This is a genomic window from Bradyrhizobium sp. SZCCHNS3002 (assembly GCF_032377435.1).
GTDB lineage: Bacteria > Pseudomonadota > Alphaproteobacteria > Rhizobiales > Xanthobacteraceae > Bradyrhizobium.
On sequence record NZ_JAUHHY010000018.1, the window covers coordinates 21,167 to 44,966 of the forward strand.

Genomic DNA, 23,800 nt, shown 5'->3' on the forward strand with positions numbered 1-23,800 from the left:
GTCATGAGCAGTCCAGAGCCCAAGGACCCGTCCCTCATCAAGCAGGCGCTGCTGACGATCCGCCGCCTCGAGGCGGAGATCGCGCGCCTCAAGACGCCGGCGCCGATCGCGATTGTCGGCATGGCCTGCCGCCTGCCCGGCGCCGGTACGCCCGCGGAGCTGTGGGACAGTCTCGCCAATGGACGTGACGCAGTGACCGAGACGCCACGGGATCGCTGGGACAACGCCCGCCTCGTCGATCCGGATCCCGCCACGCCGGGGCACATGACCGCGCGCCACGGCGCGTTCTGCGCAGGCGTCGATCGCTTCGATGCCGACTTCTTCAACATCGCGCCGCGCGAAGCCCACGCCATGGATCCGCAGCAGCGTGTCCTGCTCGAAGTGAGCTGGGAGGCGCTGGAGCGCGCCAACCAGGATCCGACCGCGCTCTACGGCAGCGCCGCCGGCGTGTTCGTGGGTCTCGGCACTTTCGACTACGCAACGCTGCAGGCGGCGCCCGAGGATCGCGACCGCGTCGGGCCCTATCATGTCAGCGGCACGGTGCTCAGCGTGGCCGCCGGCCGCCTGTCTTACGTCCTCGGCCTCACCGGCCCGAGCATGACCATCGACACGGCCTGCTCGTCGTCGCTGGTCGCGATCCACCAGGCCTGCCGCAGCCTGCAGCAGAACGAATGCAGCCTTGCGCTCGCCGGCGGCGTCGGGTTGATCCTCAGCCCGGTCCCAAGCATCGCCTTCTCCAAGGCGCACATGCTGTCGCCGCGCGGGCGCTGCCGCACCTTCGACGCCGGCGCCGACGGCTATGTCCGTGGCGAGGGCTGCGGCGTCGTGGTGCTGAAGCGTCTCGCCGATGCCGAGGCCGACGGCGACACCATCCTCGGCATCATCAGAGGCAGCGCCGTCAACCAGGACGGCGCCAGCGGCGGCCTGACCGTGCCGAGCGGAGCGGCGCAGGAAGCCGTCATGCGCGAAGCGCTCAGCCGCGCCGGCCTCGCTGCGTCGGACGTCGCCTATGTCGAAGCTCATGGCACCGGCACCCCGCTCGGTGATCCCATCGAGCTGCGGGCGATCGGCCGTGTCTATGCCACCGAGCGCAACGAGCCGCTGCTTGTTGGATCGCTGAAGACCAATTTCGGGCATCTGGAAGCCGCGGCCGGCGTTGCCGGGCTGATGAAGACCCTTCTCAGTCTGCGGAACGGCATCGTGCCGCCGCATCTGCACTTCGAGACACCCAATCCGAACATCGACTGGGATCACTACCGGCTTGCAGTGCCGCGCAAGCCGACGCCCTTGCCGCCGGGCCGACGCGTCGCCGCCGTCAGCGCCTTCGGCTTCTCCGGCACCAACGCCCATCTCGTCATCGAGGTGCCCGTGCCCGCGGATGTGCCGGCCATTCCGGCGCCTTGCGGCGACGAGCTGCTGGTGATCTCGGCAAAGTCCGCCGCGGCGCTGCGCGAGCAGGCCGAGCAGCACGCGGGTCTGCTGGACGGATTGCCGGCGGCCGAGCTCCGCGATTATTGTGCGACCGCCGCGACCTGCCGCGGCGCGTTCGCGCATCGCCTCACGGCGATCGCATCCGAGCCCCGCGCGCTCGCGCGACAGCTACGCGCCTTTGCATGCGGTGACGCCAATTCGCAAGCGGCTTCCGCAGTCGCTCGCAGCCTGAGCGGCGAGGCCGAACGGACGACCGACTGCCACGCCGCCGCTGCGGCGTTCCTCGCGGGCCGCAGCGTCGACTGGTCGATGCTCTGGCCGCGGCAGAGCTGGCGCAAGCGCGATGTCGCCACCACGGCGTTCCAGCGGCAGCGTTATTGGTTCGACCTCGCAAGCGGCACGCCCCGCTCTCTGATCGGCGCTCTCGTCCGCTCGGCCGCGCTCGACGCGACCTTGTTTCATTTCCGGCTTGGCCCTTCGCTGCAGCCGCTGCTTGACGATCACGAGGTGCAGGGCGCGATCGTTGTCGCCGGCGCCGTATGGATTGCGGCCGCCCGCGAGGCGGCCATGCGCCTCGGCGTCAGCAGCCTCAGCGACATCAGGCTGCCACAGCCCCTCACGCTGCCGCGTGGCGCTGACGTGGAGGTGGAAATCGCCGTCACTGATGGCGATGCCGATGGCGGCCAGCTCAAACTGATGGGCCGTGCCGCTAATGAGTCGGCATGGCGGCGGTGCCTGACAGCGCGCTTGCAGGACGTCAGCGGGGCTGCGCCCGCGAGCGATCTCGCTGCGCTCCGCGGCGCTTGCCCCGACGCGCTCGATGTCGTCGCGCTCTATGCGCGCGCCCGCCGGTTCGGGATCGCGCTCGGCCCGCGCTTTCGCCATCTGCAGCAGGTCTGGCGCGGCCGAGACCAGGCCCTGGCGCGCTGCGCGCCACTCGATCATCTCACCGCGGATGAAGCAGGTCCGCTGCATCCTGGCTTGATCGATGCGGGCTTTCAATTGCTGCTCGCGGCGCTCGGCGACGACTACAATGCGCCGATCGTCCCGGTGCGTTGCGCCGGCCTGCGATGGACGGGTGGTCCGGACCAGGCGACCGGCTGGTGGCACATGCGCCTGACGCGCCGCGATGCCGACAGCGTCACCGCCGACCTGCGCCTGCTCTCGGACACGGGCGATACGCGGCTCGTGATCGAAGGCTTCGAAGCGCGCGCCATGCCGGCCGACTGGCTGGCCCACGCGGATGCCGCGCCCGACGCCTGGTTCATCGCCGAGCATTGGCGCGCGCAGCGGCTGCACCGGCCCGCCGTCCGCAAGATCGCGGCATCGGTTGCCGCGACAGGCGAACGTCTCGCGGCAACGCCGGCCTACGTCGCCTATCGCGACGGCCAACGGCTGCTCGATGAGGTCAGCCTTTGCTATGCCGCCGGCGCGCTCCATGCGCTCGGCTGGCGCCGTCACCTCGCGCTCGACGGCTCGGTGGAGACGATCGCGGCGCGCTTCGGCATTGCTTCGAACCAGCGCGCCCTGCTCGCGCGCATGCTGTCGATGTTGGCGGAGGCCGGCCTCATCGCCACGACATCCACCGGCTTTGTCGATCGGCCCGACCGGCCGCTGCCGCCGCGCGCGCCCGCCAATTTGCCCGACATCTCGATCGCCGCCGAGTGGCGGCTGCTGTCGCGTTGCGGACCCCGGCTGCATGAGGTGCTCACCGGCAAGCTCGATCCGCTCGAATTGCTGTCGCCCGCCGGCGATCCGCGCCAGCTCGCTGAGCTCTATTCTGAGCCGTTGCCGACGCGCTGTATGAACACGCTGCTGAAGCAGGCGCTGGCGTCCTGGGCCGAACAGGCAGCCCCCGGTCAGATCCAGGTCCTGGAGATCGGTGCCGGGACCGGAGCGACCACGGCCGCCGTGCTCGATGCGCTGCCCAGAGATGCCACACGCTACGTGTTCACCGACATCGGCACCGTGTTCCTGACCGATGCACGCGACCGCTTCGGCGAGCAGATCGAGACGAAGCGACTCGATATCGAAGCGGAGCCAGCGAGCCAGGGTCTCACGCTGCGAAGCTTCGACATCGTGGTCGCCGCCAACGTGCTGCATGCGACGCGAGACCTTGCCGTCACGCTCGCCCACGCGCGCCAGTTGCTGGCGCCTGGCGGTCTGCTGGTGCTCGTCGAAGCGGTGACGCCGCAGCGCTGGCTCGATCTGACCTTCGGCATGACCGACGGCTGGTGGCGCTTCGATGACGACCGGCGCAAGACCGGCCATGCTTTGCTCGACATCGCCGGCTGGGGCCGGATGCTCACACGACACGGCTTCGACGAGATCTCACCGCTGCTTGGCGCAGAGCCGTTCGGTCAGACCGTCATCCTCGCGCGCGCCGGCCATGTCGTTGCCGAAAGCGAATGGCTTCTCGTGGCCGACGAGGGAGGTGAGGCGGCACGGCTGGCGCAGGTGCTGGCCGAAGCCGGCGCGCAATGCAGCCTGCTGCAACCACCCGAGCTGCATCGCCGTGCGGCCGAAGCGACGGGCCGCGTTCACGTTGTCGACTGCACGGCGCTGGATGCGGCCGGCGCTCCCGACGTCGCAGTCGAAACCATGCGAGAAGCGATCCTCGACACGACGGCGCGCAGTCTCGCCACCTTGCAGCTTGCTGCAAGCCTGTCCTCGCCCGCGCGCGTCAGCATCCCGACCCGCGGTGCGATCGCTGCATCACCGGGCGACCAGGTCGATGGTCTGGTCGCAGCCTCGCTGCCGGGGCTGATGAAAGTGGCAGCGCTCGAGCTGCCGAATCTGGCCGCACGACTGATCGATATCGACGCCAGCACGACCAGCGCCGATCTGCTGGCCGCGCTCGATTGCGACGAGGGCGAAACGCTTCAGGCGGTCCGCAACGGGCGCCGTTTCGTGCCGCGGATTGCGTCAGCCCCGCCGAAGCGGACCGAGGGTTCGCCCGCCACACTTTCGTTCGACGGCATCCAACTGATCACCGGCGGCTATGGCGGTCTTGGCCTGGCGCTCGCCGAAGCGCTGATCGCGAAGGGCGCGCGCAACATCGCGCTGGTTGGTCGCCGCCCGCCCGATGAGACCATTGCGCGGCGTCTCGCAGGCTGGAGCGCCGCGGGAATCCAGATCCATGCGCTGGTGGCCGATGTCGCGAGCGAGCATGCAATGCAGTCGGTGCTCTCTTCATTGCCCGCCGACGTCCCCATCCGCGGCGTGTTTCACGCGGCCGGCGTGCTCGACGATGCGCTGTTGACTGAACAGTCGCCGGAGCGGCTGGCCCTGGCGTTCGATCCCAAAGTGACCGGCGCGCTGGTGCTGCATCGGCTGTTTGCGCAGCACGACCTCGCCTGCTTCGTGCTGTTCTCCTCGGCCGCATCGCTGCTCGGCTCGGCCGGACAGGCCAGCCATGCGGCCGCCAATGCCTGGCTCGATGCGCTGGCCGCCCATCGGCGTGCGCGTGGGCTTGCCGCAATCAGCATCAACTGGGGCGCCTGGTCGGAGACCGGGGTCGTGGCCGGACACGATCATCAAGGCAATCTGCAGCGCCTCGGCATCGGCACGATCCGCACCGCGCAAGGTCTCGACGCGCTCTGGCGCATCCTCAACGCCAACCCGGCGCAGATCGGCGTGGTGCCGCTCGATGTCGATCGCTTCCTGGAGCGCCGCCCGGCGGCGCCTCAACTCGCGGAGCTGCGCGCCGGCCGCGAGCGGCACGTTCCAGCAAAGGCTCGGACGGAGATCGCGGAGCCACGTCCTTCGGATGAGACGCTGCTTGCCAGGGTCCTGGCCGATCTCGCCCGGTCGCTCGGGCGTGATGCAGGCGATGGCATCGATCCCGACCGGCGCTTCACGGAGCTTGGCCTGGACTCCCTGAGCGGCCTCGACCTGCGCAACCGCCTGCAGGGCCGCACCGGCATCCGCCTGCCGGCCACCGTGATCTTCGACCATCCGACACCGCGGCTGCTCGCATCGCATCTCGAAACGATGCGGACGGATGCGCCTTCCGCCGAGCCCGTTCCGGCAGGCGACACGCCAATCCTGTCCGACGGCGAGCTCGATGCCCTGTCGGAGGACGAACTCGATGCGCTGATCGACATGCTCGCTGCGGAGGGCACCGGCCGTGACTGACAACAATGCCATCAGACTGAGCCCGTCGCGGACCGGGACCGGGATGCCGGATCAGCCTTGCGGACCACAGCTCCATCTGTCCACCCGTGCCGTTCAAGCAACCGCAGAGCGGCAGACTCCGCAGCCCGCGATCCAGCCGGCCTCGACGGTGTTCTTCGACACTGTCGAGACCCTGCACGAAGCCGAGGCCAATCCGTTCGACGTGTTCTTCTATGGCGGCATGGGCACGCCCGCCGTCAGCAGGATCGAGACGGCGGTCGCCCAGCTCGAGCTCGGCGAACGCGCCATCCTGGTGTCGAGCGGCAGCGCCGCGGTGACCGCGGCCCTGATCGCCTTCGCCCGCGCCGGCCAGCATCTCCTCGTCGCCGACACCGTCGCGTCGAGCACCCGCCGGTTCTGCGAGACCGTGCTGCGCGGCCTTGGCGTCGAGATCGAGTTCTACGATCCGGCCGCCGGCGCCGACATCGCCCGGCTGCTGCGGCCGGGGACCTGCGCGGTCTACATGGAATCGCCGGGCTCGCTGTCGCTGGAGATGCAGGACGTACCCGCCATCGCGGCTGCGGCGCGATCGCACGGCGTCATCACCATTCTCGACAACAGCTGGGGCGCGTTCGGCGCGTTCCGGCCGTTCGAGCACGGTGTCGACGTGGTCGTGGTGTCGCTCGGCAAGCAGGCGGCGGGCCATGCCGACCTGATGCTCGGCGCCCTCGTCACCTCGCACCGCCATGCCGCGCGGCTGAAGGACATCGCCGTGCAGCTCGGGCACGTACCCGGCGCGCTGGAGTCGTATCTGGCGCTGCGCGGCCTGCGCAGCCTGCCATTGCGCGGCGAGCGCCAGCTGCGCACCACGATCGAGCTCGGCCGCTGGTTCGCCGCACGCGCGGACGTGCGCCGCGTGCTGTGCCCGGCACTGCCTGGCGCGCCGGGGCACGAGCTGTGGCGGCGCGACTGCAGGAGCGCAGCCGGACTGCTGACGATCGCCTTCGCCGCCGAGGCCCGCGACGACGTCATCGCCGCCATCAACCGCCTCGCTCTGAGCCGGCTCGGCTTCGGCTGGGGCGGCGCCGAGAGCCTCGTGCTGCCGATCCTGGAGCCGCCGCCGCGGCAGTTCGCCAAACAGCCGGCGGATGAATTCTGGGTGCGGCTCTCGACCGGCCTCGAGGAGGCTGCCGATCTGATCGCCGACTGGTCGCGCGCACTCGATGGAGACGCGTAGCGGTCACGCGCCGAGGTCGGCAAGGCTGCCGCCCTGCTCGAAATGATCGAGGAAAATGCCGCCGAGCACGCGCGTGGTGGTCATCGCCGTCAGCGAGAACACCGCGATCCCGTACAGGTTGGCGCCGGGCACCACACGACTCAGCGCCGCCGTGGTCAGGCCGCCCGCGACCACAGGCGCCGCAGCCGCCATCAGGCTGGCGACGATCGGGCGCGCCTGATCGTATTGGAACGGCACGCTGTACTCCTCGGCGAGCTTCTTCAGCATATGCAGCACGATCAGTCCGACCCCGACGGGGCCGGCGAAGGGAATCGGGATCAGCCCGCCCGCGGCGGCATAGGCAGCATAGCGCTCGACGATCAGTTGGCCGCGCTGCCGGTGCGACGGCACGACCGCCGACGACACGCCGGGCACCAGCGCCGGCGCGATCACCTCGTCGACCGGGTCCGAACCGGCATCCGCAGGCGCCGCCTTGGCCTTCACGCTCTTGCCCTCGGCGACCTGCGCGTCGTCGCCATCAGCAGCGCCGGTGCCGCGCATCTCCCCCATGGTCCGGCCGACCGCCTTCGGCAGCTTGCGGCTCATGCCGCGGCCTCGTGGAGGAACAGACGATCGATCTCGTCGGCGATCGCCGCGATGTCCTGCGCCGCGCGCCCGCCCTCGTCGATCAGCTCCGGCGTCGCGCCATACAGCGCCGCCTCGGGATAGGCGACGCGGTTCTGCATCTCGCTGTCGAGCAGCGGAAAACCGGCCTTCATGATCTCCACGCGGATGTGCTTGGCGATCACCGACTCCCGCGTCGTCTGCGTCAGCAGGCAGCGGAACAGCGGCCGCCAGCCCCTGATGCCGTTGACCAGGATCGCAAGCGTGTCGAGCATGGCATCGACATCCAGCGGCGACGGCTTCACCGGAACGATCACGAGATCGGCAGCGGCCAGCGCGCCGAGCGTCGAGGGCGTGCGAAACCCCGGCGTGTCGATGATCACCAGCGCCGATTTTGCGAGCTCCTTGGCGGTGCGCCAAACGCCTTCGGTGGCATCCTCGACGACGCGCAGGCCGGCGAGCGCACGCTCCCGCTCGGCGAGCCGCACCACCGATCGCTGCGGATCGGCATCGACCAGCACCACCCTGCGCCCGGCGAGGTGCCAATGCACCGCCAGGCAGGTCGCGACCGTACTCTTGCCGCTCCCACCCTTCAGCGTGGCCAGCGTGATGATCCGATGGGTCATGTCAGCTCACCCCGGGAGCCCATGCGCGTATCAGGATAGGAGCATAATGCGATGCAAGTCGATTCTGCCATAACTCCTCGGCTTGTCCAACGCGCCCCCTGCCGCTGTCCCCGCCCCATGCATCGCCTGGCCGAAATGCGCACCAGCGGGCAGCTTTCGCTTGACGGCGGCGGGCTGCGACGGGACTTATCCAGTCCCTCTGTCCGTCGAAGAAGTGCGTTGCCATGGCCGCCGATCCGCTCTCGATCCTCAAGACCGTGTTCGGCTATGACAGTTTCCGCGGACGGCAGCGCGACATCGTCGAGCACGTGATCGCCGGCCATAACGCCTTCGTGCTGATGCCGACCGGCGGCGGCAAATCGTTGTGCTACCAGATTCCGGCGCTGGCGCGTCCCGGCCTCGGGCTGATCATCTCGCCGCTGATCGCGCTGATGGAGGACCAGGTCGCGGCGCTCCGGCAGGCCGGCGTGAAGGCCGCGGCGCTCAACTCGCGGCTCTGGGGCGCCGAGAAGGACCTGCTGTGGCAGGACATCGAGCGCGGCGAACTCGACCTGCTCTACATGGCGCCAGAGACGCTGCTCAAGCCCGAGAACCTCGAACGCCTCAAGACCGCGCAACTGTCGCTGATCGCGATCGACGAGGCGCATTGCGTTTCGCAATGGGGCCATGACTTCCGGCCCGAATACCGCGCCCTCGACTGCCTCGCCGGGCTGTTCCCCACCATACCGCGCATCGCGCTCACCGCCACGGCCGATGCGCCGACCCGCGCCGAGATCGTCGAGCATCTCGCCATCGGCGACGGCAACAGCTTCATCGCCGGCTTCGACCGGCCGAACATCCGCTATGGCGCGGCCGAGAAGGTCAACAGCATGCAGCAGATGCTGGCCTTCCTCAAATCGCGCGAGGGCGAGAGCGGCATCGTCTACTGCCTGTCGAAGCGCAAGACCGAGGAGGTCGCGGCCTCGCTCAGCGATCACGGCTTCCCGGCGCTGCCCTATCATGCCGGCATGGAGATGAAGGCGCGGGAGAAGAATCAGCGCCGCTTCCAGCTCGAGCAGGGCCTGATCATGGTTGCCACCATCGCCTTCGGCATGGGCATCGACAAGCCCGACGTGCGCTTCGTTGTTCATGCCGACCTGCCCTCCAGCATCGAGGCCTACTATCAGGAGACCGGCCGCGCCGGGCGCGACGGCCTGCCCTCCGAGACTCTGATGCTGTACGGGGCGGAGGACATCGCGCTGCGCCGCCGCTTCATCGACGAGTCCGACGCGCCCGATGCGCGCAAGCGCACCGAGCGCCGCAAGCTCGATGCGCTGCTCGGCTTCGCCGAGACCTGCCAGTGCCGCCGCCAGGTGCTGCTGCGCTATTTCGGCGACGATTGCGCGCCGTGCGGCAATTGCGATATCTGCCTCGATCCGCCGGAGACCTTCGACGGCACCATCGCCGCGCAGAAGCTCCTGTCCTGCATCCACCGCACCGGAGAGCGCTTCGGCCAGGCGCATGTCGTCGCGGTGCTGCTCGGCGAGAGCGACGAGCGCATCGAGCGGCTCGGCCACGACAAGCTCTCGACCTTCGGCATCGGCAAGGAGCACGATCGCAACGCTTGGCGCTCGATCGTCCGCCAGCTCGTCGCCCACGGCCTGATCAGCGTCGACGTCGCCGGCCATGGCGGCCTGTCGATCTCGCCCGAAGGCCGCCAGTTCCTGCGCGACAGGCCGCAGCTCAGCCTGCGCGTGCTGAAGAAGGCGAAGCGCGACCGCAAGGTCCGGGAGCGCCAGACCGCGACGGCGTTTCCCGACATCGACCGCGAGCTGTTCGACAAGCTGCGCGTGCGGCGGATGGAGCTCGCCAAGGCGCAGAACGTCCCGCCCTACGTCATCTTCCACGACAAGACGCTGGCCGAGATGGCGGCCCGCCATCCACGCTCCGTCGCGGAGCTCGCCAGCATCCCCGGCGCCGGCACGGTCAAGCTCGCGCGCTACGGCGAGGCCTTCGTGGCGGTCATCAACGCGCATGATGCGGGCGATTGAGACCGGCGGCACATTCGCTGGGCGCGCGCAAGGTTCCTCTCTACCAAGTTCACGGCGGCATTCGAGGTTGCGCAGGGATGGTCATGGTCAGATGCGCCGCTGCATCGACGCGGGTTGGAGATCCTGCTCGCAGCGACAGCTCTTCCGCGCCCTCTCCCGCAGGATCTGCGAAACCATCCGCTCCGTCCCGGTCAGGCCAGTCAGGATCGTCGCACCGACCGCCATGCCCGATCTCAATCCGGTGGGCATCGCCGCCCTCGGCAGGCGGATCTTCAGCGCGATCCGGTCTTCGTTGTCCGGCGAGCCGGACGCTGCGCCGATCAGTTCGGCATCCGCGACATGTCCATACAGCCGGATGGAAGGCAGGCCCGGCACGTCGATCGTGACCGCCTGTCCGATCGCGACATAGGTGATCTCGGAGACCGCGAGGGCAGCGATGATATCGGGCTCGCCCGGCGTGACCACGGCCATCAACGACCGATCTGCCGTCACGACGTCCCCGACATGGAGACCGCCTGCGGCCACGACGCCGGCGACGGGAGCGATGACGTCGTTCAGCGCGACCGTCGCGGCGCGCTCGTCCCGGTGCTCGATCCGTGCCAGAACTTGTCCCGCAACGATCTCCTGATTGTCGGTCACGAGCAGGTCCCTGACCCGGCCGGACACCGCCGACCTGACCGGGACTTCGTTCATCCTGACATAGGCGTCATCGGTGTGGACGAGATACTGGCCGACGGTCAGATATTCGACCATCCATGGCAGCGCGACGAGCATTCCGATCATCAGGCCGAGCCCGGCGAGCGGCCACAGCGCACGTCCAGCGGCCCCCCTGGGTGTGGCGCGCGGGTCCGCCGGCGAACGCTCCTTATGCACAATGCCCGGCCGGGATCCGCCCGGCGCTTGCTGTCCGTCCACCGTTCGCTCCTCACGACCACGGCATCGGGCGCGTTTGCTGCCTCGGCGCCGTCCTCGTGACGTGAGGGTCGCGCCCACCGGATGCTCGTGACGCCGATGTGGCGGCTCGCAGGCCGGTTGATAATGGCGCTTGGACCGAATTGGGTCTTCAATTTCTCGAAACAATGCCCGCATCGACGGCACCGCGACGCCACCTCACAGCTCGACACGAGACGGCGGTGACGGCCGCGGCGGAAGCGACCGGCGCAATCCACAATTTCCGACAGGCGTGTCGCCTTCCCTAATCGTCCGAGTGAGGCAGCATGCGAAGCAGCGTCCGGTCCCGGAAGATCCAGTGATGGATCAGCGCAGCGGCCGCATGCATTGCGGCCACGATGACAAGGGTGTGGGCGAGAATTTCATGCACTTCCTTGACGTTGTGAGCAAACGCGCGATCCTTGGGCCAGGGCGACGCGATCTCGGCGATGCCAAACAGCGGCAAGGACTCACCGCGCGCAAACTGCAACACGATGCCAATGACGGGCACGGCAAAGAGCAGCGCATAGAGAACATAGTGCGCGAAACGCGCGGCCGGATCCTGCCACTTTCCCATCCATGTGGCGAATTCGGTCGCTTCCGGCGGCGGAGATGGGTCGGCCAGCCGCCAAGCCAGGCGCACCACCAGAAGCATGAGGATCGCGATCCCGGCCGTCACATGGACGAGCAGGCCGGACTCGCGCGGCGCGCCCTTGGGCAGCACGTCACCGAACACCCCAAGCGCCCAGGCGACGGCCACGAGAACGACCGTCAGCCAATGCAGCGTCTGCGGAATCGCGCCGTAGTCCCTCGTCGAGTTGAAGAGCTGCATCTCAGACCTCTGTTAGCAAAAGATGCTCCTGGCGCGACCGTCCCTCGTTGATGTGGATCAAGCCCTTGCAGGTCTGGGTGCTCAGACCGGCGGGACGAGTGCCAGCTCTGCATCGGCCATGACATAGCGGACGTAGCGGTAGTCGCGGATGAAGCTGATCTTGCCGTCGCGCCAGCTCAGCCACATGAAGTAGCTGGGCTGCGGATCGCCCGGGCGTTCGAACACGGCGATCACTTCCCGGCCCTCCAGCCGGGCCGGCGCCAGCCAGACGCCGTCCATCCCGGCATAGATGCTGAAGAACATCCCGACATCGGCCGAGCCGACACGGACGGGATGAGTGGACTGGTGCAGTTTGACGTCGTGCGCCAGCAGCGCACGCAGGCCGTCCCAATCACGCCGGTTGAACAGGCTGACATAGCGTGTCACCGCATCGGAGGCGGGTCTCGCCGCCGGCCGTGCCTCGGCCAGAGCGTTGATCTCGGAGAGCCGCGCCCGGGCGCGGGCGAGATGCGCCTTCACCGAGTCCACCGTCAGGCCGAGCAGCGCCGCGATGTCGGCGAGCGGCTCGTCGAGCACGTCCTTCAGAACGAGGACGCTGCGCTGAGTGATCGCAAGCTCCGCGAAGCGCGACACCGCGGTCCGCACCGCCTCCTCGCGCATCATCATCTCCATGGCATCGGGCACGGTGTCGTCGGCGACGCCGTCGGCCGCCTCCATCGGTTCGGCAGCCCGGATCACACGGCTGCGCAGCAAGTCGAGCGCCCGGTTGTGCGCGACCCGGAACAGCCAGGCGCGCAGCATCGCGACGTCGCGCATCTCGTTCACCGCGACGAGCGCTTTTGTCAGTGTGTCCTGCACGACGTCCTCGCCGTCGATCACCGAGCCCATCAGGCGCGCGCAATAGCGATGCAGCTCCGGCCGCAGCTGCTCCGCCAGGGCCACGAGCTCGGCGCTGCGCACGCCGGGCGAAGCATGTCCGCCGTCACTCAAGCTGCCGCTCCTTCCATCACCGTCACGCCGTCGTCGCCGTTCAGACCGAACACGACACCATCGGCGAAGCGCTGGTCCTCCAGCACGGAGACGACGCGGTCGCCGAACGCGCGCGGCGGCATCGGCGCGCCGAAACGGGCAACGAACGCTTCCGGCGTAATGCCCATCGCGCCCGCATAGGCGCCCGCGGCCGTATCCCCCACTCCCGTGCCGAGGATCATCATGCGCGGCACGATCGCCTGGAAGCGGATGCCGAGCCTGTCGTCCTGCGACACGCCGTTGGCGTATTTCGCCATGAACCAGAGCATGCGCTTGGCGCCGCCATAGCCGCCTGACATCTGTGAACCGCCCACCGCCGCGCCGCTCGATCCGACCAGGACGCGGCTTCCTGATTTCAGGGGGAGCTTGAGCGCCGCCTGGATCCAGTACAAGCCCGCCTTGACGTCCGTGTCCCAGGCGATCGAAAAATCCTCCCACCTCAGCCGATCCAGCCGGTCCATGTGCGGCGTCGTTCCGGCGTTCAAGACCAGGATGTCGGGGCGGATATCGCCGACGATGCGATGCGCGGCGTCCTCGTCGGTGACGTCGGCCGCGATCGTGGCCACGCCGAGGCGGGCGGCGACGGCATTCAACGCGCCGGTTCCGCGCGCGACGACGGTCACCTTGGCGCCGCGATCGACGAGGGCCTCCACGACTCCCAGGCCAAGGCCGCGGCTTCCGCCGGTGACGACGATCGTCTTGTCTTTCAGGCTCATGATGATGCTCCAATGTCGAGATGACATGAAGACGATCGAGGCATCGGAAAAGAGTCAGGCGGCGAAACCAATGCGAGCCCTCTTGCGCAACCGGCCGCCCGGCTGGATGCTCCGGGCACATCGTTCATCATGGGAATCGCTTCATGTCCGTCGACACCGCCGCCGCCACCGATCGTCTGATGCGTTTTCTCGCCGTGCAGGGCGTGACCGGACAGGAAAAGGCGATCGGGCGCGAGATCATGGCGGCGCTGAAGCAGGCGGGGGTCCCGGCCAAGGCGATGCGGCTCGATGATGCCAACACCCGGATTCCGCTGCCGACCGAGACCGGCAACCTGATCGTCGAGCTGCCCGGCCGCGGCACGATGCACAACCAGCCGCGCGTCATGTTCATGACCCACATGGACACCGTGCCGCTGTGCGCCGGCGCGCAGCCGAAGATCTCCGGCCGCAAGATCGTCAATCAGGCCAGGACCGCGCTCGGCGGCGACAATCGCTGCGGCTGCGGCATTCTCGTCACCCTCGCGGCCGAGCTGATCCGCGAGAGGCTCGATCATCCGCCGATCACCCTGCTGTTCTGCGTGCGCGAGGAGAGCGGGCTCTATGGCGCGCGGCACGTCAACACCGACGACCTCGGCGGGCCCGAGATGGCGTTCAACTTCGACGGCAGCTCCGCCTCCGCCGTCACGATCGGGGCTGTCGGTGCCGACCGCTGGGAGGTCGAGATCTTCGGACGCGCCTCGCATGCCGGCGTCGCGCCTGAGCGCGGCATCAGCGCCACCATGATCCTGGCGCTCGCGCTCGCCGACGTCAAAGCCGGCGGCTGGTTCGGCAAGGTGGTGAAGGGCAAGGGCAAGGCCGCGAGGCTTGGCACCAGCAATGTCGGCCCGGTCACCGGCGGCGAAGGCCGCCCCGCGGGCGACGCCACCAACGTCGTGACCGACTACGTCCACGTCCGCGGCGAATGCCGCAGCCACGATGCCAAATTCATCCGCGAGATCACCAAGGCCTACAAGACGGCTTTCGAGAAGGCGGCCAAGCAGGTCACCAACAGCGAGGGCAAGTCCGGCCGCGTCAAGTTCAAGGCCGAGACCGACTATCATCCGTTCCGGATGAAGGAGACCCTGCCCGTCGTCAAGCGCGCCACCGCGGCCGTCGCCGACATCGGCGCCACGCCGACCTTGCGCGCCGGCAATGGCGGCCTCGACGCCAACTGGATGGTCCGCCACGGCATCCCGACCGTGACCTTCGGCACCGGCCAGAACGAGCCGCACACGACAGACGAATGGATCAACCTCGACGAATACGACCGCGCCTGCGCGCTGGCGCTGCGGCTCGCGACGATGGGCTGACACGACGCCGATGCAGGAAGCCTGCGCAACGCCGGCGCGGGACATCGTCACCACCACTTCCCTCCTTCGGGCGATCGATCTGCAGACAAGGCCGAGCGATCTCGCGGCGGCGTACGCCCGAGTTTTGCATGGAGTTGACCTCTCCTACGAAGAAGAGGCGCAGGGAAGACCGGGTATCGGCTGATACCCGCGGTCCGCGTGCAACAAGAAGCACGCGGCAGAACCACAGGTTCAGCCCAATATCCGGCCTTCCCTGCGCGACGGTTTGACAGCTTATACGAGCTCTCCCCGGGGAACGGCTGTCTTGCCCCCGTCGCCTGCGGATCATCACCGCCGGCTTGGCATCAGCACCGCGATGCCAGGACCACACGATTTCGCCGTCGCGTCGCTCCGTTCGTCGGCTCGGCTGTGACACCAGGCTGCGGAGCAACACGCCCATCGCATCTTCCGGCTCGACGCTCGTGACGATCGCGAAACGTCCCTCTTCAGCGAGCCGGGATGTCCGGAAATGTGGAGGTGATTTGCCCGACGTGACAAGGGAGAAGTCCGCGACAAACTGGCACGACGGCCAGTTGGCGCATGGAGGGCATGCGAGGATTGCCCGTCGTGCACATCGGCCGGATCCGCACGCGTGCCGGCGGGCAAACTGCGCTTGCGCCTGGCGCGACCAGACGATTCCGTTCGGCCCATGTCAGACGGCGGTAAGCTTGATGACGTTCACATCACGTGGCGCAGGTCGCATAGGCAGCTTATTGGAGCGAGGAGAGCCTTTGACTCATGACATCGGCGAGAGCCGCGTGACACTCGAGATCGCGGACAACCGGAATCTGCAGGGCTTCAAGAGAGAGTTGCAGGAGGCCTTCTCGGCCGCCGTGATGGACGAGGTCGGCTCGGTCCCGGACCAATCGATCCCCTCCGACGACGATATCGAACAGTCAGTCAACGCGGCGGGCGCCGTGACATATCAAATCCTGTTGGACGGCACACCCGTCGGCGGCGCCGTCCTGACCATCGATCCAATCTCGCATCACAATTCGCTCGATCTGTTCTACATCTCGATCCGGCAGCATGGCCGCGGCATCGGGCAAAGGGCCTGGCACGCGATCGAGGCGCGCTATCCGGACACAAAGGTCTGGCAGACCTTCACGCCCTATTTCGAGAAGCGCAACATTCATTTCTATGTCAACAAATGCGGCTTCAAGATCGTCGAGTACTACAACGCCTACAACCCGCTGCCGCACCAGCCGCCGCTGCAAGGCATGCCTGACGACGGCGACTTCTTCCGCTTCGAAAAGCTCATGCAGGACGGTCGGTGAGCGGATGGAGCACGTTGGCGCTGAGCGATCGATCAGTTGTCTTGCGCACGGTATTTCGGCCGTCAACGCATGCTTTGCGTGGAGGCCGCCGGTGTTGCGGCGACCCGTCGCTTCATCCTCACGGCGCAGGCAAGCGGGCCGGTGCCCCGGCAAGCCCATCGCACGTGTCGCGCAAGCTCATCTAAACGCGCATCTGTTCATGGACGAGCGCTCGTGGTCGGGTCGTCAGCTCTTTCGCTCGAGCGTCGAGACGACTTCGTAGAGGCCAGGGTCGGCCTGGCCGAAAGCGTTGTTGCCCTGGATCAGGCCGCGCGCCATGAGGTGCTCGATGACGCGCGCTGCGGCGTCTTGATCCACGCTTTGCGCGTAGTTCACCACGCGCGTCCCATCCAGGCTGCGATGCAGGCTCGCGGATATCCACCCGTCCACCTCTCGAGCCGCTTCGGCGGCCCTTGCGAGATGGTCGATCAGTGGCTCCTGCTGACGCCGGAGAAGTAACGCCGAGGTTCCAGGAAGTCAATCCGCCGACAGACCCACCTCCACGGCGATTCGACGACGCGCACAAGTTCGGTCGGCGACCCGGAACTCCAAAGGGCAGCAGCGGTTCTAATGCGGTGGACCCTGACATTCACTTTGGGAACGCCGCTGGCGCCTGAAGCGAAGTCGGATGCAGCACGGCAACTGATCATCCGTCTACCGGCATGCCTCGCTTCTGACAGTCGTCAACAGTTCTCGGCAGAGCCGGACACCTCAAGACATCCGCCGATCACGGCGCACTTCACTGGAGGCCTGACATGTCGACCAAGAAATCTCTGCTCGGCCGCACGGCCGCAATCGCTTCATTGACTGCGCTCGCGATCGGCGCCTTGACCCCGACCAGTGCCGATGCGCGGAATGGGCGCTGGCACGGCGGTGGTGGCGCTGCCGTCGGCGCGGCGCTGGCGGCCGGAGCCATCGGCACCGGTCTTGCGATCGCCGCAAGCCGCGACGCCTATGATTACTACGATGGTCCGGTCTATGGCGGCCCGGCCTATTACGAGGCTCCCGCCTACTATGGCGTGAACCCCCACGCCTATGGCTACTACCGCAAGGGCGAATACCCCTATCAGGTCTATGGCGGCGACAGCCCGAACGCGGTCTGCGCGCAGGGCACGACCTGGAATTGCCGCTGAGGCCGCTTCTGATTGAAACCTCGGCGCGGCACCGGGCGAGGTCTCGTGGCGCTCGCCCGGCGCTGGACTCCCTTTTATGCCGTCGTGACCAGTCCCGTAGCCGCCATGAGCGCAGCGACATGCAAGACCGACCTCTCGCCGGGTCGCTTCCCCTGACGCCCATTGAGCCGCGGCGGGCGCGACGCGTCGAACGCGAGGCGGATGACCGATCGCGACCTACTGGCATGCACACCCCTGCCCAGATGCGGCGCGCCAGCCCGCATCGTGATCGCTATGCGCCATCCAGCGGGATGACGCCCTTGCTGAAGATGAAGCAGCCGTAGAACCGGCGCTCGCCGGTCGCGATCACGCAGTAGGCGCTCTTGGCCATTTCATAGAATGCGTAGCGCTCGACGCCGACCAGCGGCCACGGCCTGCCTTCGGCGCTGTTGGTCACCGCCTGGACCTCCTGCTGCACCGGCGTCACCTCCTCCGGCTTGCCGACGACCTCCATCCGGATGGCGGCATCGTCGATGAAGGTGTCGAGCGGAAGCACCGACAGCACCGCCTGGACGGCCCTGGCCGCACTCACATTGTCGATGCGCAGCAACTCGCCGAAGACGGTCTGCCGCGCGATCGCATCCGCCGGAAAGTTGGTGTCGCAGATCACGAGACGGTCGCCATGCCCCATCGCTCTGAGCGCGTAGAGCACGTCGGCATTGAGCAGCGGATCGATCCCCTTGAGCATGTGGTCTCCCTGTCAGTTTTCATGGACGGACCATGTCGGCAGTTGCGACCGCAGCCATCGCATTGCGGGCTACGCTCGCCCCTCGCCGACCAGCCGAAGATCGATGCTGCCAATCAGGTCCGCGCGCAGCGTTTCAGCGGCAGCCATCGCCGCCATGGTCTGTCGCAAGGTGCTCACGTTCGATCCGAGCGAAACGATGCCGCCGAGCACCGCGGCAATCGCCCCGAGGACGACGACCGCATTGGACCCGAGCAGGCCCAGTACCGCCCCGAGCAGCAATGCGGCGCCGCCGGATATCACGATCTTCGAGGCCAGGATGATCTTTCGACACCGCTCGGCCATTTCGGCAAGCTGTTCGATCCGCCGCTCGATGAGGGAGATTTGATCGCTCGGGTCGTCCTCATCCATCAGACCAACTGTTCTCCACGGTGTTTGCTTTGGGCGAATTCCGTCCCGCCCACCAACGTACGGCCATTGACTGGACATTCCAAGAGATGGTTTGCAGCCGTGAGGAAGCGACCTTGATGAAGCTCGCGATCATCCGACATGGTACGGTGTTGGATCACGCCAACACATGACATTTGGCTTTGCCACGGCGCGACCAAGGCGAGGAGGCTCTCGAGGCTAGGCCGGCACGGGAACCCCGGCCTTCTTCTCCAGCGCGGCCACCCGGTCGCGAAGGCTGCGGATCTCCGCGACCAGGTCGAGGACGTCCGGCGCGGGTTGATGCCCGATCATCCCGACATGGGTCGTGGTCACACGAATGGTCGACGAGTTGATCTCCATGCTGGTGTGGGAGCTCGCAACTGGACCCGGTTGCAGTGCAGGCGTTGCGGGGACTGCGATCGTAACGCCACCGGCCACGATTCCGTCTGGAGCGGCAACGGTTTTCTCGAACCGCGCGGCGCCTTTGACGGTCACGTCTTCGAGTTTCGCAGCACCGTGAATCGAAACGCCCCCCGCGTAATGCTTGCCATCGTTGAGAACAAGTTCGTCTGCCTGGGAGTGCGAGAGCGCCGCGCGCGCCGCCGGGGGCACTTTCGGGCTCTGGAGCTGCACCGTCTCGACGTTGCATACCATCATCGCTCGCCCCAGCCAGGCCGGAGCCAGCAAGAGACGCCCCGCGTGGGCCTCCGCGCCGTCAAACTCGATTCTGAGCATGCCGGGATAGCCCTGCGCGTCGACGGGAATCCTGACGTTGCCGCTCTGCAGCACAGTCGTTGATCCTTCCAGGATGACCGACGTGTCGGTGAGTTTGATGTCGCTCGTCATGTTCGCCGCCTCCCGTTGAAGATGTAGCTTAAAATATCGTCAACTCGGCCGCCGCGGGTTGATTCACGTCAACGCTCCATCGGCTGGCGCCTGCGACCGTTAGCTATCAAGTAGGATGTTCTGGCGCGCGACAGGCCGCGCTTAGAACATGCGAACTGGCGGGGTCTTGAAATGCCCAATGATCTGCACACCGTCCTGAGCGGCATTCACGGATTGAAGGTCGACGCAGTCGAGAGGTCGGTTCCGGCCTGCGCGGACCATGCCTTTGCCTGGGCAGGCAAGCTGCTCGCCGCCCCCCATCCTCGCGCCCGCGCCGATTTCAGCTCGGCTCATCAGCGGGCCTGGCTCGAGGCCATGAGCAATCTAAGTGCATGGAAGACGCGGCAGATCGATCTGAACCTGCCGGCATCCGAGAAGCTGCTGATTGTCGGATGGTACTTCCCGGAGCTCGCGAGCCTGCTCGGCACTGCGGAAAAAAAGCATGTGATCGTTCTGGTATCGAATGATGCTCCCTGGCTCTCCGAGCTGAAGGACGCGGGCACCACACTGAACTTCCGGGCCGAAGGCGGTGCGTCGGCGCTCGCCGCGTACATGCGCGAAGGCCGCAACGTGTTCGCGATGATGGACAACATTCATCCGGGCACCGAGTTCATCCGCAGCCCATTCTTCGGGCGCCCCGCCAAGACCCCGGCCGCCATTCTGAGGCTTGCGATCCGCAACGGCTACACGCTGGCGCTGATAGCGCCCAGGGACAACCGTGTGGAGGTGGTGGCGACACTGCCCACCGCCGGCAAGCAGCCGGAGGATCTCGCTGCCTGGGTAAACCAGAAGATCGAACAGGAGGTCAGACGGGCGCCGGAACGCTGGCTGTCCTGGCCGACGCTCGCCTACCGCTTCCAGGCAAGCTGATTCACCAGTCAGGAGGACGCGCGCATGCCCACCACGTCGTTCAATCAGCTCGCGCAGCAGGCCGACGCACTTCACCCGCCGCAATCGCTGCACAGCCTCTTGTCCAGGCTGCGCTACCCCGGAGCGGCACCGGGAACGACCCTGCCGACGGCTTCGTTCGCCGACGCAGCTTGGCGCCTGTCGGGCCCCTCCACGACACGAATTTCATTTTTGCACTACAACATCTGGTGCCTGCGCGCGAAGATCGGACTGAAGGAGATCGTCGCCGCTGCCGGGGGAGTGGGCCACTTCGCGGCTTGTCTCGGGGTCTCGTCGGCCGAGTTCATCGGCAAGGCACTGGAGATGGTCGGGGCCGACATCGGAGATGTCTGCGACCGCATCTTCCCACCGATCGTGGAAGTCTGCGGCGTTTCCGTCAACCCGCTGAACGATGCCTGCAAGCTGGTGGGCGACTGCCTCTCGCTCGGCGGATACATCATCGAACATCTCAGTTCCGACCTCGACTGGCTGATAAGCCTCTTCTCGATCCCGGAGGAGGTCGTATTCGAGCTGCTGATGCAGATGGTCGCGCCGGTACTTGGCGTGTTCGAAGTGAGCGCCATGGAGAAGCCGGTTATCCCCGAGCGCGCCGACGAAATCGGCCGGAGGGTGTTCGCCTACGACCTCGTATCGCTGGTCGAGGCTTGGGACCAGGATACGAGGGATAAGATCCTGGCACATGGCACCGCGCAGCATGTCGAGGGACCGACCGGCTCCCTCGCCTACAAGCAGCTGCAGAGTGGGATTCTCGTACTCAGCCCGACGCGGACGATCGAGAATGGCGGCGGGCATGTCTATGCCGCGGACGGCGTGTCGCGAGTCATGCCCGGCGGATGCGAGATGAGCTACATGTTCGATTCCGACAAATGGGCGAACAAGGGGGTGCAGCTCACGCGTATCCCGGTTGGCTTTGGTGCGATCGAGCTATATTCGACGCACGTTTATGCCGGCGACGGCGGCCTTCTGTCGCCCGGCCCGACCGACGCGGAGAAGATCGACGTCAGGCGCAGGCAGATTGACGAGTTGATTGCCTTCATCAAGGCGACGCACCTTCCATCCAACGTGGCCATTGTCGCCGGAGATTTCAACATCGGCGCGGACACCGACGAATACCACAATCTGGTCGCGGCGATGGAGCAGGCCGGCTTTTATGACCTGTGGACCGTCCCGTTCGATACGATGAAAAGCGATGGTTTGACCGACCGTCACGGCGAGGGCGACGAGCCGATCTACAACGACTTCAATACCAACTGTAAGGTCTATCGCGCCAGCGAGGCATATCGGCAAGCCTACGATCCGGCCCTTGCCACGCCAACGATGTCGGACGATGTCGATTACTACTGCGACGACATGCAGCCGGACGACGCGAATCCCACCGGGTCCAGGATCGACTACCTGTTCATGGAACGTGCGACTGCATTTCACGGCTTCAATCTCGACGTCTCGCGTGTGCGCCGGCGCGCTTTCAAGTCACGCATTCGCTGGGTCGTCACCCCCGGCCCGCAGGACTATCTCTCGGACCACATCGGATTGGAGACGACTTTGTTCGCCAGCCCAAGGCACTAACACAAGGCACTAACCCAAGGCACTAGCCCAAGGCACTAGCCCAAGGCACTAGCCCAAGGCACTAGCCCAAGACACAACACACAGGGTGTTCAAGAAGCGCGGCAAGAGGCTCCAAGTCACTGAATGGGTCGCTCAGTCGACAATGCCGACCCGGCCGTCTGCGCAGCGCTCGACGGCGGGAAGCCAAGTTGAGGCGTCTTCGCACTCGACCTGGTAAACGGCAGGCCACGCTACAGCGGTCGCCCCCTCCGACGTCCGCGCCGAACTACCAACCGTGGGCCGCACCGTCGCTCCGTGGATCTGAACCTCCGGCCAGTATGCCACTCTGCGGGTCGCGCGTAATGCCGTGGGCGTGGCCGGCCATCTCGTTCCATGCGCCCCAGCGGTTGATGATGTGCCCGCGCCGCGCCAGCTCGCTGACCGTCTCCTCCGGGAAGCGGCCTTCCATGTGAAGCGTATCCCGGGCCTCGCCGAGTCCGAAGCGGCCGGAGAGGAAGCGCGGCAGCTCGATGGCCTCCTGGATGTCGAGGCCGTGATCGATCATCGCCGAATACAGCTGGAGCTGGATCTGCGGCTGCCCGTCCGCGCCCATGCAGCCGAGCACGCTCCACAGCCGGCCATCGCGCTTGGCGATCGAGGCGATCAACGTGTGCAAGGGGATCTTGCCCGGCTCGAGCCGATTGGGATGGTCGGGATCGAGCGAGAAATACGCGCTGCGATTCTGCAACAGGATTCCGGTGCGGCCGGCGACCAGGCAGGATCCGAACGCACCGTACAGGCTCTGGATCAGCGAGACCGCGTTGCCGTCGCCGTCGACCACCGCGACATAGACGGTGTCGCCGGCCAGGCTGCCATAGGAGGGAATCTGATCCCAACGCAGCGCGCGACGAGGATCGATCAGTCCGGCGTGGCTGTCCGCATAGGCTCTGGAAATGAGCTCCTGATCCGGCACATCGACGAAGGCGGGGTCGGCGAGCACGCGGTCGCGGTCGTGATAGGCGATCTGCTTGGCCTGGACCATCAGATGCACGCGGTCGGGACCGAGCAGATCCTTCTCGTGCAGTCCGTGAGGCTCGAGCAGATTGAGCATCTCGAGCACCGAGAAGCCCTGGGTCGGCGGCGGCGTGTTGTAGATCTCGACGCCGCGGTAGCGGCCGACCAGCGGCGTGCCCCAGCCCGCCCGCTGCCGTGCCAGATCGCTGTCGCCAAAAAAGCCTCCCGCCTCGCGCGAAACGCGCGTCAGCTCGTCGGCCACCGGCCCGCCATAGAAGCCGGCCCAGCCCGCGTCCGCGATGGCGCGCAGCGTCCGGGCGAGATCCGGATTTGCGAGCCTCGCGCCCGCCGCGGGGATTGCGCCTCCGGGCATGAACAGCGCGGCCGCCTCCGGCTGGCGACAAAGCTCGTCACGCATCAGCTCGATGAAGCTCGCCAGCCGGGCTGTGACGGGAAAGCCATCCTGCGCGTAGGCGATGGCGTTCTCGAGCACCTTGGCGAGCGGCAGGCAGCCGAAGGCGCGATGCGCCTCGGTCCAGCTGGCAACCGCGCCCGGCACCGTCAGCGTGGCCGGGATGATGCCGCGCAGCGGGATCTCGCTGATCCCTCTCTCGCGCAACGCCGGCAGCGAGGCCGATCCGGCTGCCTTGCCGCCGCCGTTCAGGAATTTGACCGCTCCGCTGCGGCCGTCATGGATCAGCCAGAAGGCGTCACCGCCGAGGCCCGTCATGTGCGGATAGACCACCGACAGCACGGCGCTGGTCGCGATCGCGGCATCGACCGCGGAACCGCCGGCGCGCAGGATGTCGACCCCCGCGCTCGAAGCGAGCGCATGCGGCGAAGTCACCATTCCGCGGGGCGCAAGCGTAACCGGCCGACCGGTGCTGATGTCCATGACAGATCCTTT

19 protein-coding genes are annotated in these 23,800 nt (G+C 67.0%); 8 read left to right on the top strand and 11 right to left on the bottom strand.

The features are described 5' to 3' along the window. Positions 1 to 3: 3 nt before the first annotated feature. Together QW845_RS29240 and QW845_RS29245 are read left to right on the top strand one after the other, a co-directional pair. Positions 4 to 5,568 carry a type I polyketide synthase gene (locus tag QW845_RS29240; protein ID WP_315804973.1) on the top strand — a complete coding sequence of 1,855 codons (5,565 nt, stop codon included), beginning with the start codon at positions 4 to 6 and terminating at the stop codon, positions 5,566 to 5,568. Then, positions 5,561 to 6,784 (top strand): trans-sulfuration enzyme family protein, encoded by a 1,224-nt coding sequence (locus tag QW845_RS29245; RefSeq protein WP_315804974.1) that lies wholly within the window; start codon positions 5,561 to 5,563, stop codon positions 6,782 to 6,784. The genes QW845_RS29240 and QW845_RS29245 overlap by 8 nt, the downstream gene beginning before the upstream one ends. A gap of 3 nt (positions 6,785 to 6,787) precedes the next feature. Here QW845_RS29245 and QW845_RS29250 read toward each other — a convergent pair whose 3' ends face one another. Further along, the gene (locus tag QW845_RS29250) at positions 6,788 to 7,369 is read right to left on the bottom strand and encodes a hypothetical protein (protein ID WP_315804975.1); all 582 of its coding nucleotides are present in this window, start codon (positions 7,367 to 7,369) and stop codon (positions 6,788 to 6,790) included. Beyond that, positions 7,366 to 8,013 (bottom strand): ParA family protein, encoded by a 648-nt coding sequence (locus QW845_RS29255; protein ID WP_315804976.1) that lies wholly within the window; start codon positions 8,011 to 8,013, stop codon positions 7,366 to 7,368. Before QW845_RS29255 ends, QW845_RS29250 begins: the two co-directional genes overlap by 4 nt. A 224-nt stretch (positions 8,014 to 8,237) precedes the next feature. On the opposite strand from QW845_RS29255, the gene recQ reads away from it, so the two are divergent. Beyond that, on the top strand, positions 8,238 to 10,043 hold the full coding sequence (gene recQ, locus QW845_RS29260; protein ID WP_315804977.1) for a DNA helicase RecQ: 1,806 nt from the start codon (positions 8,238 to 8,240) through the stop codon (positions 10,041 to 10,043). Between the two features lie 87 nt (positions 10,044 to 10,130). Here the strand turns inward: recQ and QW845_RS29265 are convergent, their stop codons facing one another. The 4 genes from QW845_RS29265 to QW845_RS29280 form a co-directional block, all read right to left on the bottom strand. Continuing rightward, on the bottom strand, positions 10,131 to 11,132 hold the full coding sequence (locus QW845_RS29265; RefSeq protein WP_315804978.1) for a biotin/lipoyl-binding protein: 1,002 nt from the start codon (positions 11,130 to 11,132) through the stop codon (positions 10,131 to 10,133). Positions 11,133 to 11,238: 106 nt separating this feature from the next. Further along, positions 11,239 to 11,805, bottom strand: a complete 567-nt coding sequence (locus tag QW845_RS29270; protein WP_315804979.1) for a cytochrome b — start codon at positions 11,803 to 11,805, stop codon at positions 11,239 to 11,241. Positions 11,806 to 11,886: 81 nt separating this feature from the next. Further along, positions 11,887 to 12,795 (bottom strand): sigma-70 family RNA polymerase sigma factor, encoded by a 909-nt coding sequence (locus QW845_RS29275; RefSeq protein WP_315804980.1) that lies wholly within the window; start codon positions 12,793 to 12,795, stop codon positions 11,887 to 11,889. Then, a complete protein-coding gene (locus tag QW845_RS29280) occupies positions 12,792 to 13,550 on the bottom strand; it encodes an SDR family oxidoreductase (RefSeq protein WP_315804981.1) in 759 nt (252 codons plus the stop codon). Before QW845_RS29280 ends, QW845_RS29275 begins: the two co-directional genes overlap by 4 nt. A 143-nt stretch (positions 13,551 to 13,693) precedes the next feature. Between QW845_RS29280 and QW845_RS29285 the strand changes: the two genes are divergently transcribed. Together QW845_RS29285 and QW845_RS29290 are read left to right on the top strand one after the other, a co-directional pair. Next, positions 13,694 to 14,899 carry a M20/M25/M40 family metallo-hydrolase gene (locus tag QW845_RS29285; protein ID WP_315804982.1) on the top strand — a complete coding sequence of 402 codons (1,206 nt, stop codon included), beginning with the start codon at positions 13,694 to 13,696 and terminating at the stop codon, positions 14,897 to 14,899. A 530-nt stretch (positions 14,900 to 15,429) separates the two neighbouring features. Then, positions 15,430 to 16,215 carry a GNAT family N-acetyltransferase gene (locus QW845_RS29290; RefSeq protein WP_315805067.1) on the top strand — a complete coding sequence of 262 codons (786 nt, stop codon included), beginning with the start codon at positions 15,430 to 15,432 and terminating at the stop codon, positions 16,213 to 16,215. Positions 16,216 to 16,440: 225 nt separating this feature from the next. Here the strand turns inward: QW845_RS29290 and QW845_RS29295 are convergent, their stop codons facing one another. Then, on the bottom strand, positions 16,441 to 16,593 hold the full coding sequence (locus tag QW845_RS29295; RefSeq protein ID WP_315804983.1) for a hypothetical protein: 153 nt from the start codon (positions 16,591 to 16,593) through the stop codon (positions 16,441 to 16,443). Between the two features lie 416 nt (positions 16,594 to 17,009). Here QW845_RS29295 and QW845_RS29300 point away from each other — a divergent pair, with 416 nt between their 5' ends. Beyond that, entirely contained in the window at positions 17,010 to 17,387 is a 378-nt protein-coding gene (locus tag QW845_RS29300; RefSeq protein WP_315804984.1) for a hypothetical protein, read from the top strand. 271 nt (positions 17,388 to 17,658) lie between these two features. On the opposite strand, the gene QW845_RS29305 is transcribed toward QW845_RS29300, so the two are convergent. From QW845_RS29305 to QW845_RS29315, 3 genes are all read right to left on the bottom strand, one after another. Beyond that, a complete protein-coding gene (locus QW845_RS29305; protein ID WP_315804985.1) occupies positions 17,659 to 18,114 on the bottom strand; it encodes an RbsD/FucU family protein in 456 nt (151 codons plus the stop codon). Between the two features lie 69 nt (positions 18,115 to 18,183). Further along, entirely contained in the window at positions 18,184 to 18,522 is a 339-nt protein-coding gene (locus QW845_RS29310) for a hypothetical protein (RefSeq protein ID WP_315804986.1), read from the bottom strand. 216 nt (positions 18,523 to 18,738) lie between these two features. Continuing rightward, a complete protein-coding gene (locus tag QW845_RS29315) occupies positions 18,739 to 19,386 on the bottom strand; it encodes a hypothetical protein (protein WP_315804987.1) in 648 nt (215 codons plus the stop codon). 171 nt (positions 19,387 to 19,557) lie between these two features. Between QW845_RS29315 and QW845_RS29320 the strand changes: the two genes are divergently transcribed. Continuing rightward, complete coding sequence (locus QW845_RS29320; protein WP_315804988.1) at positions 19,558 to 20,295, top strand: hypothetical protein; 738 nt, start codon at positions 19,558 to 19,560, stop codon at positions 20,293 to 20,295. Between the two features lie 24 nt (positions 20,296 to 20,319). Beyond that, on the top strand, positions 20,320 to 21,900 hold the full coding sequence (locus QW845_RS29325; protein WP_315804989.1) for an endonuclease/exonuclease/phosphatase family protein: 1,581 nt from the start codon (positions 20,320 to 20,322) through the stop codon (positions 21,898 to 21,900). A gap of 265 nt (positions 21,901 to 22,165) precedes the next feature. Here the strand turns inward: QW845_RS29325 and ggt are convergent, their stop codons facing one another. Beyond that, positions 22,166 to 23,788: a gamma-glutamyltransferase gene (gene ggt, locus QW845_RS29330; protein WP_315804990.1), complete on the bottom strand. Its 1,623-nt coding sequence runs from the start codon at positions 23,786 to 23,788 to the stop codon at positions 22,166 to 22,168. Positions 23,789 to 23,800 lie beyond the last annotated feature (12 nt).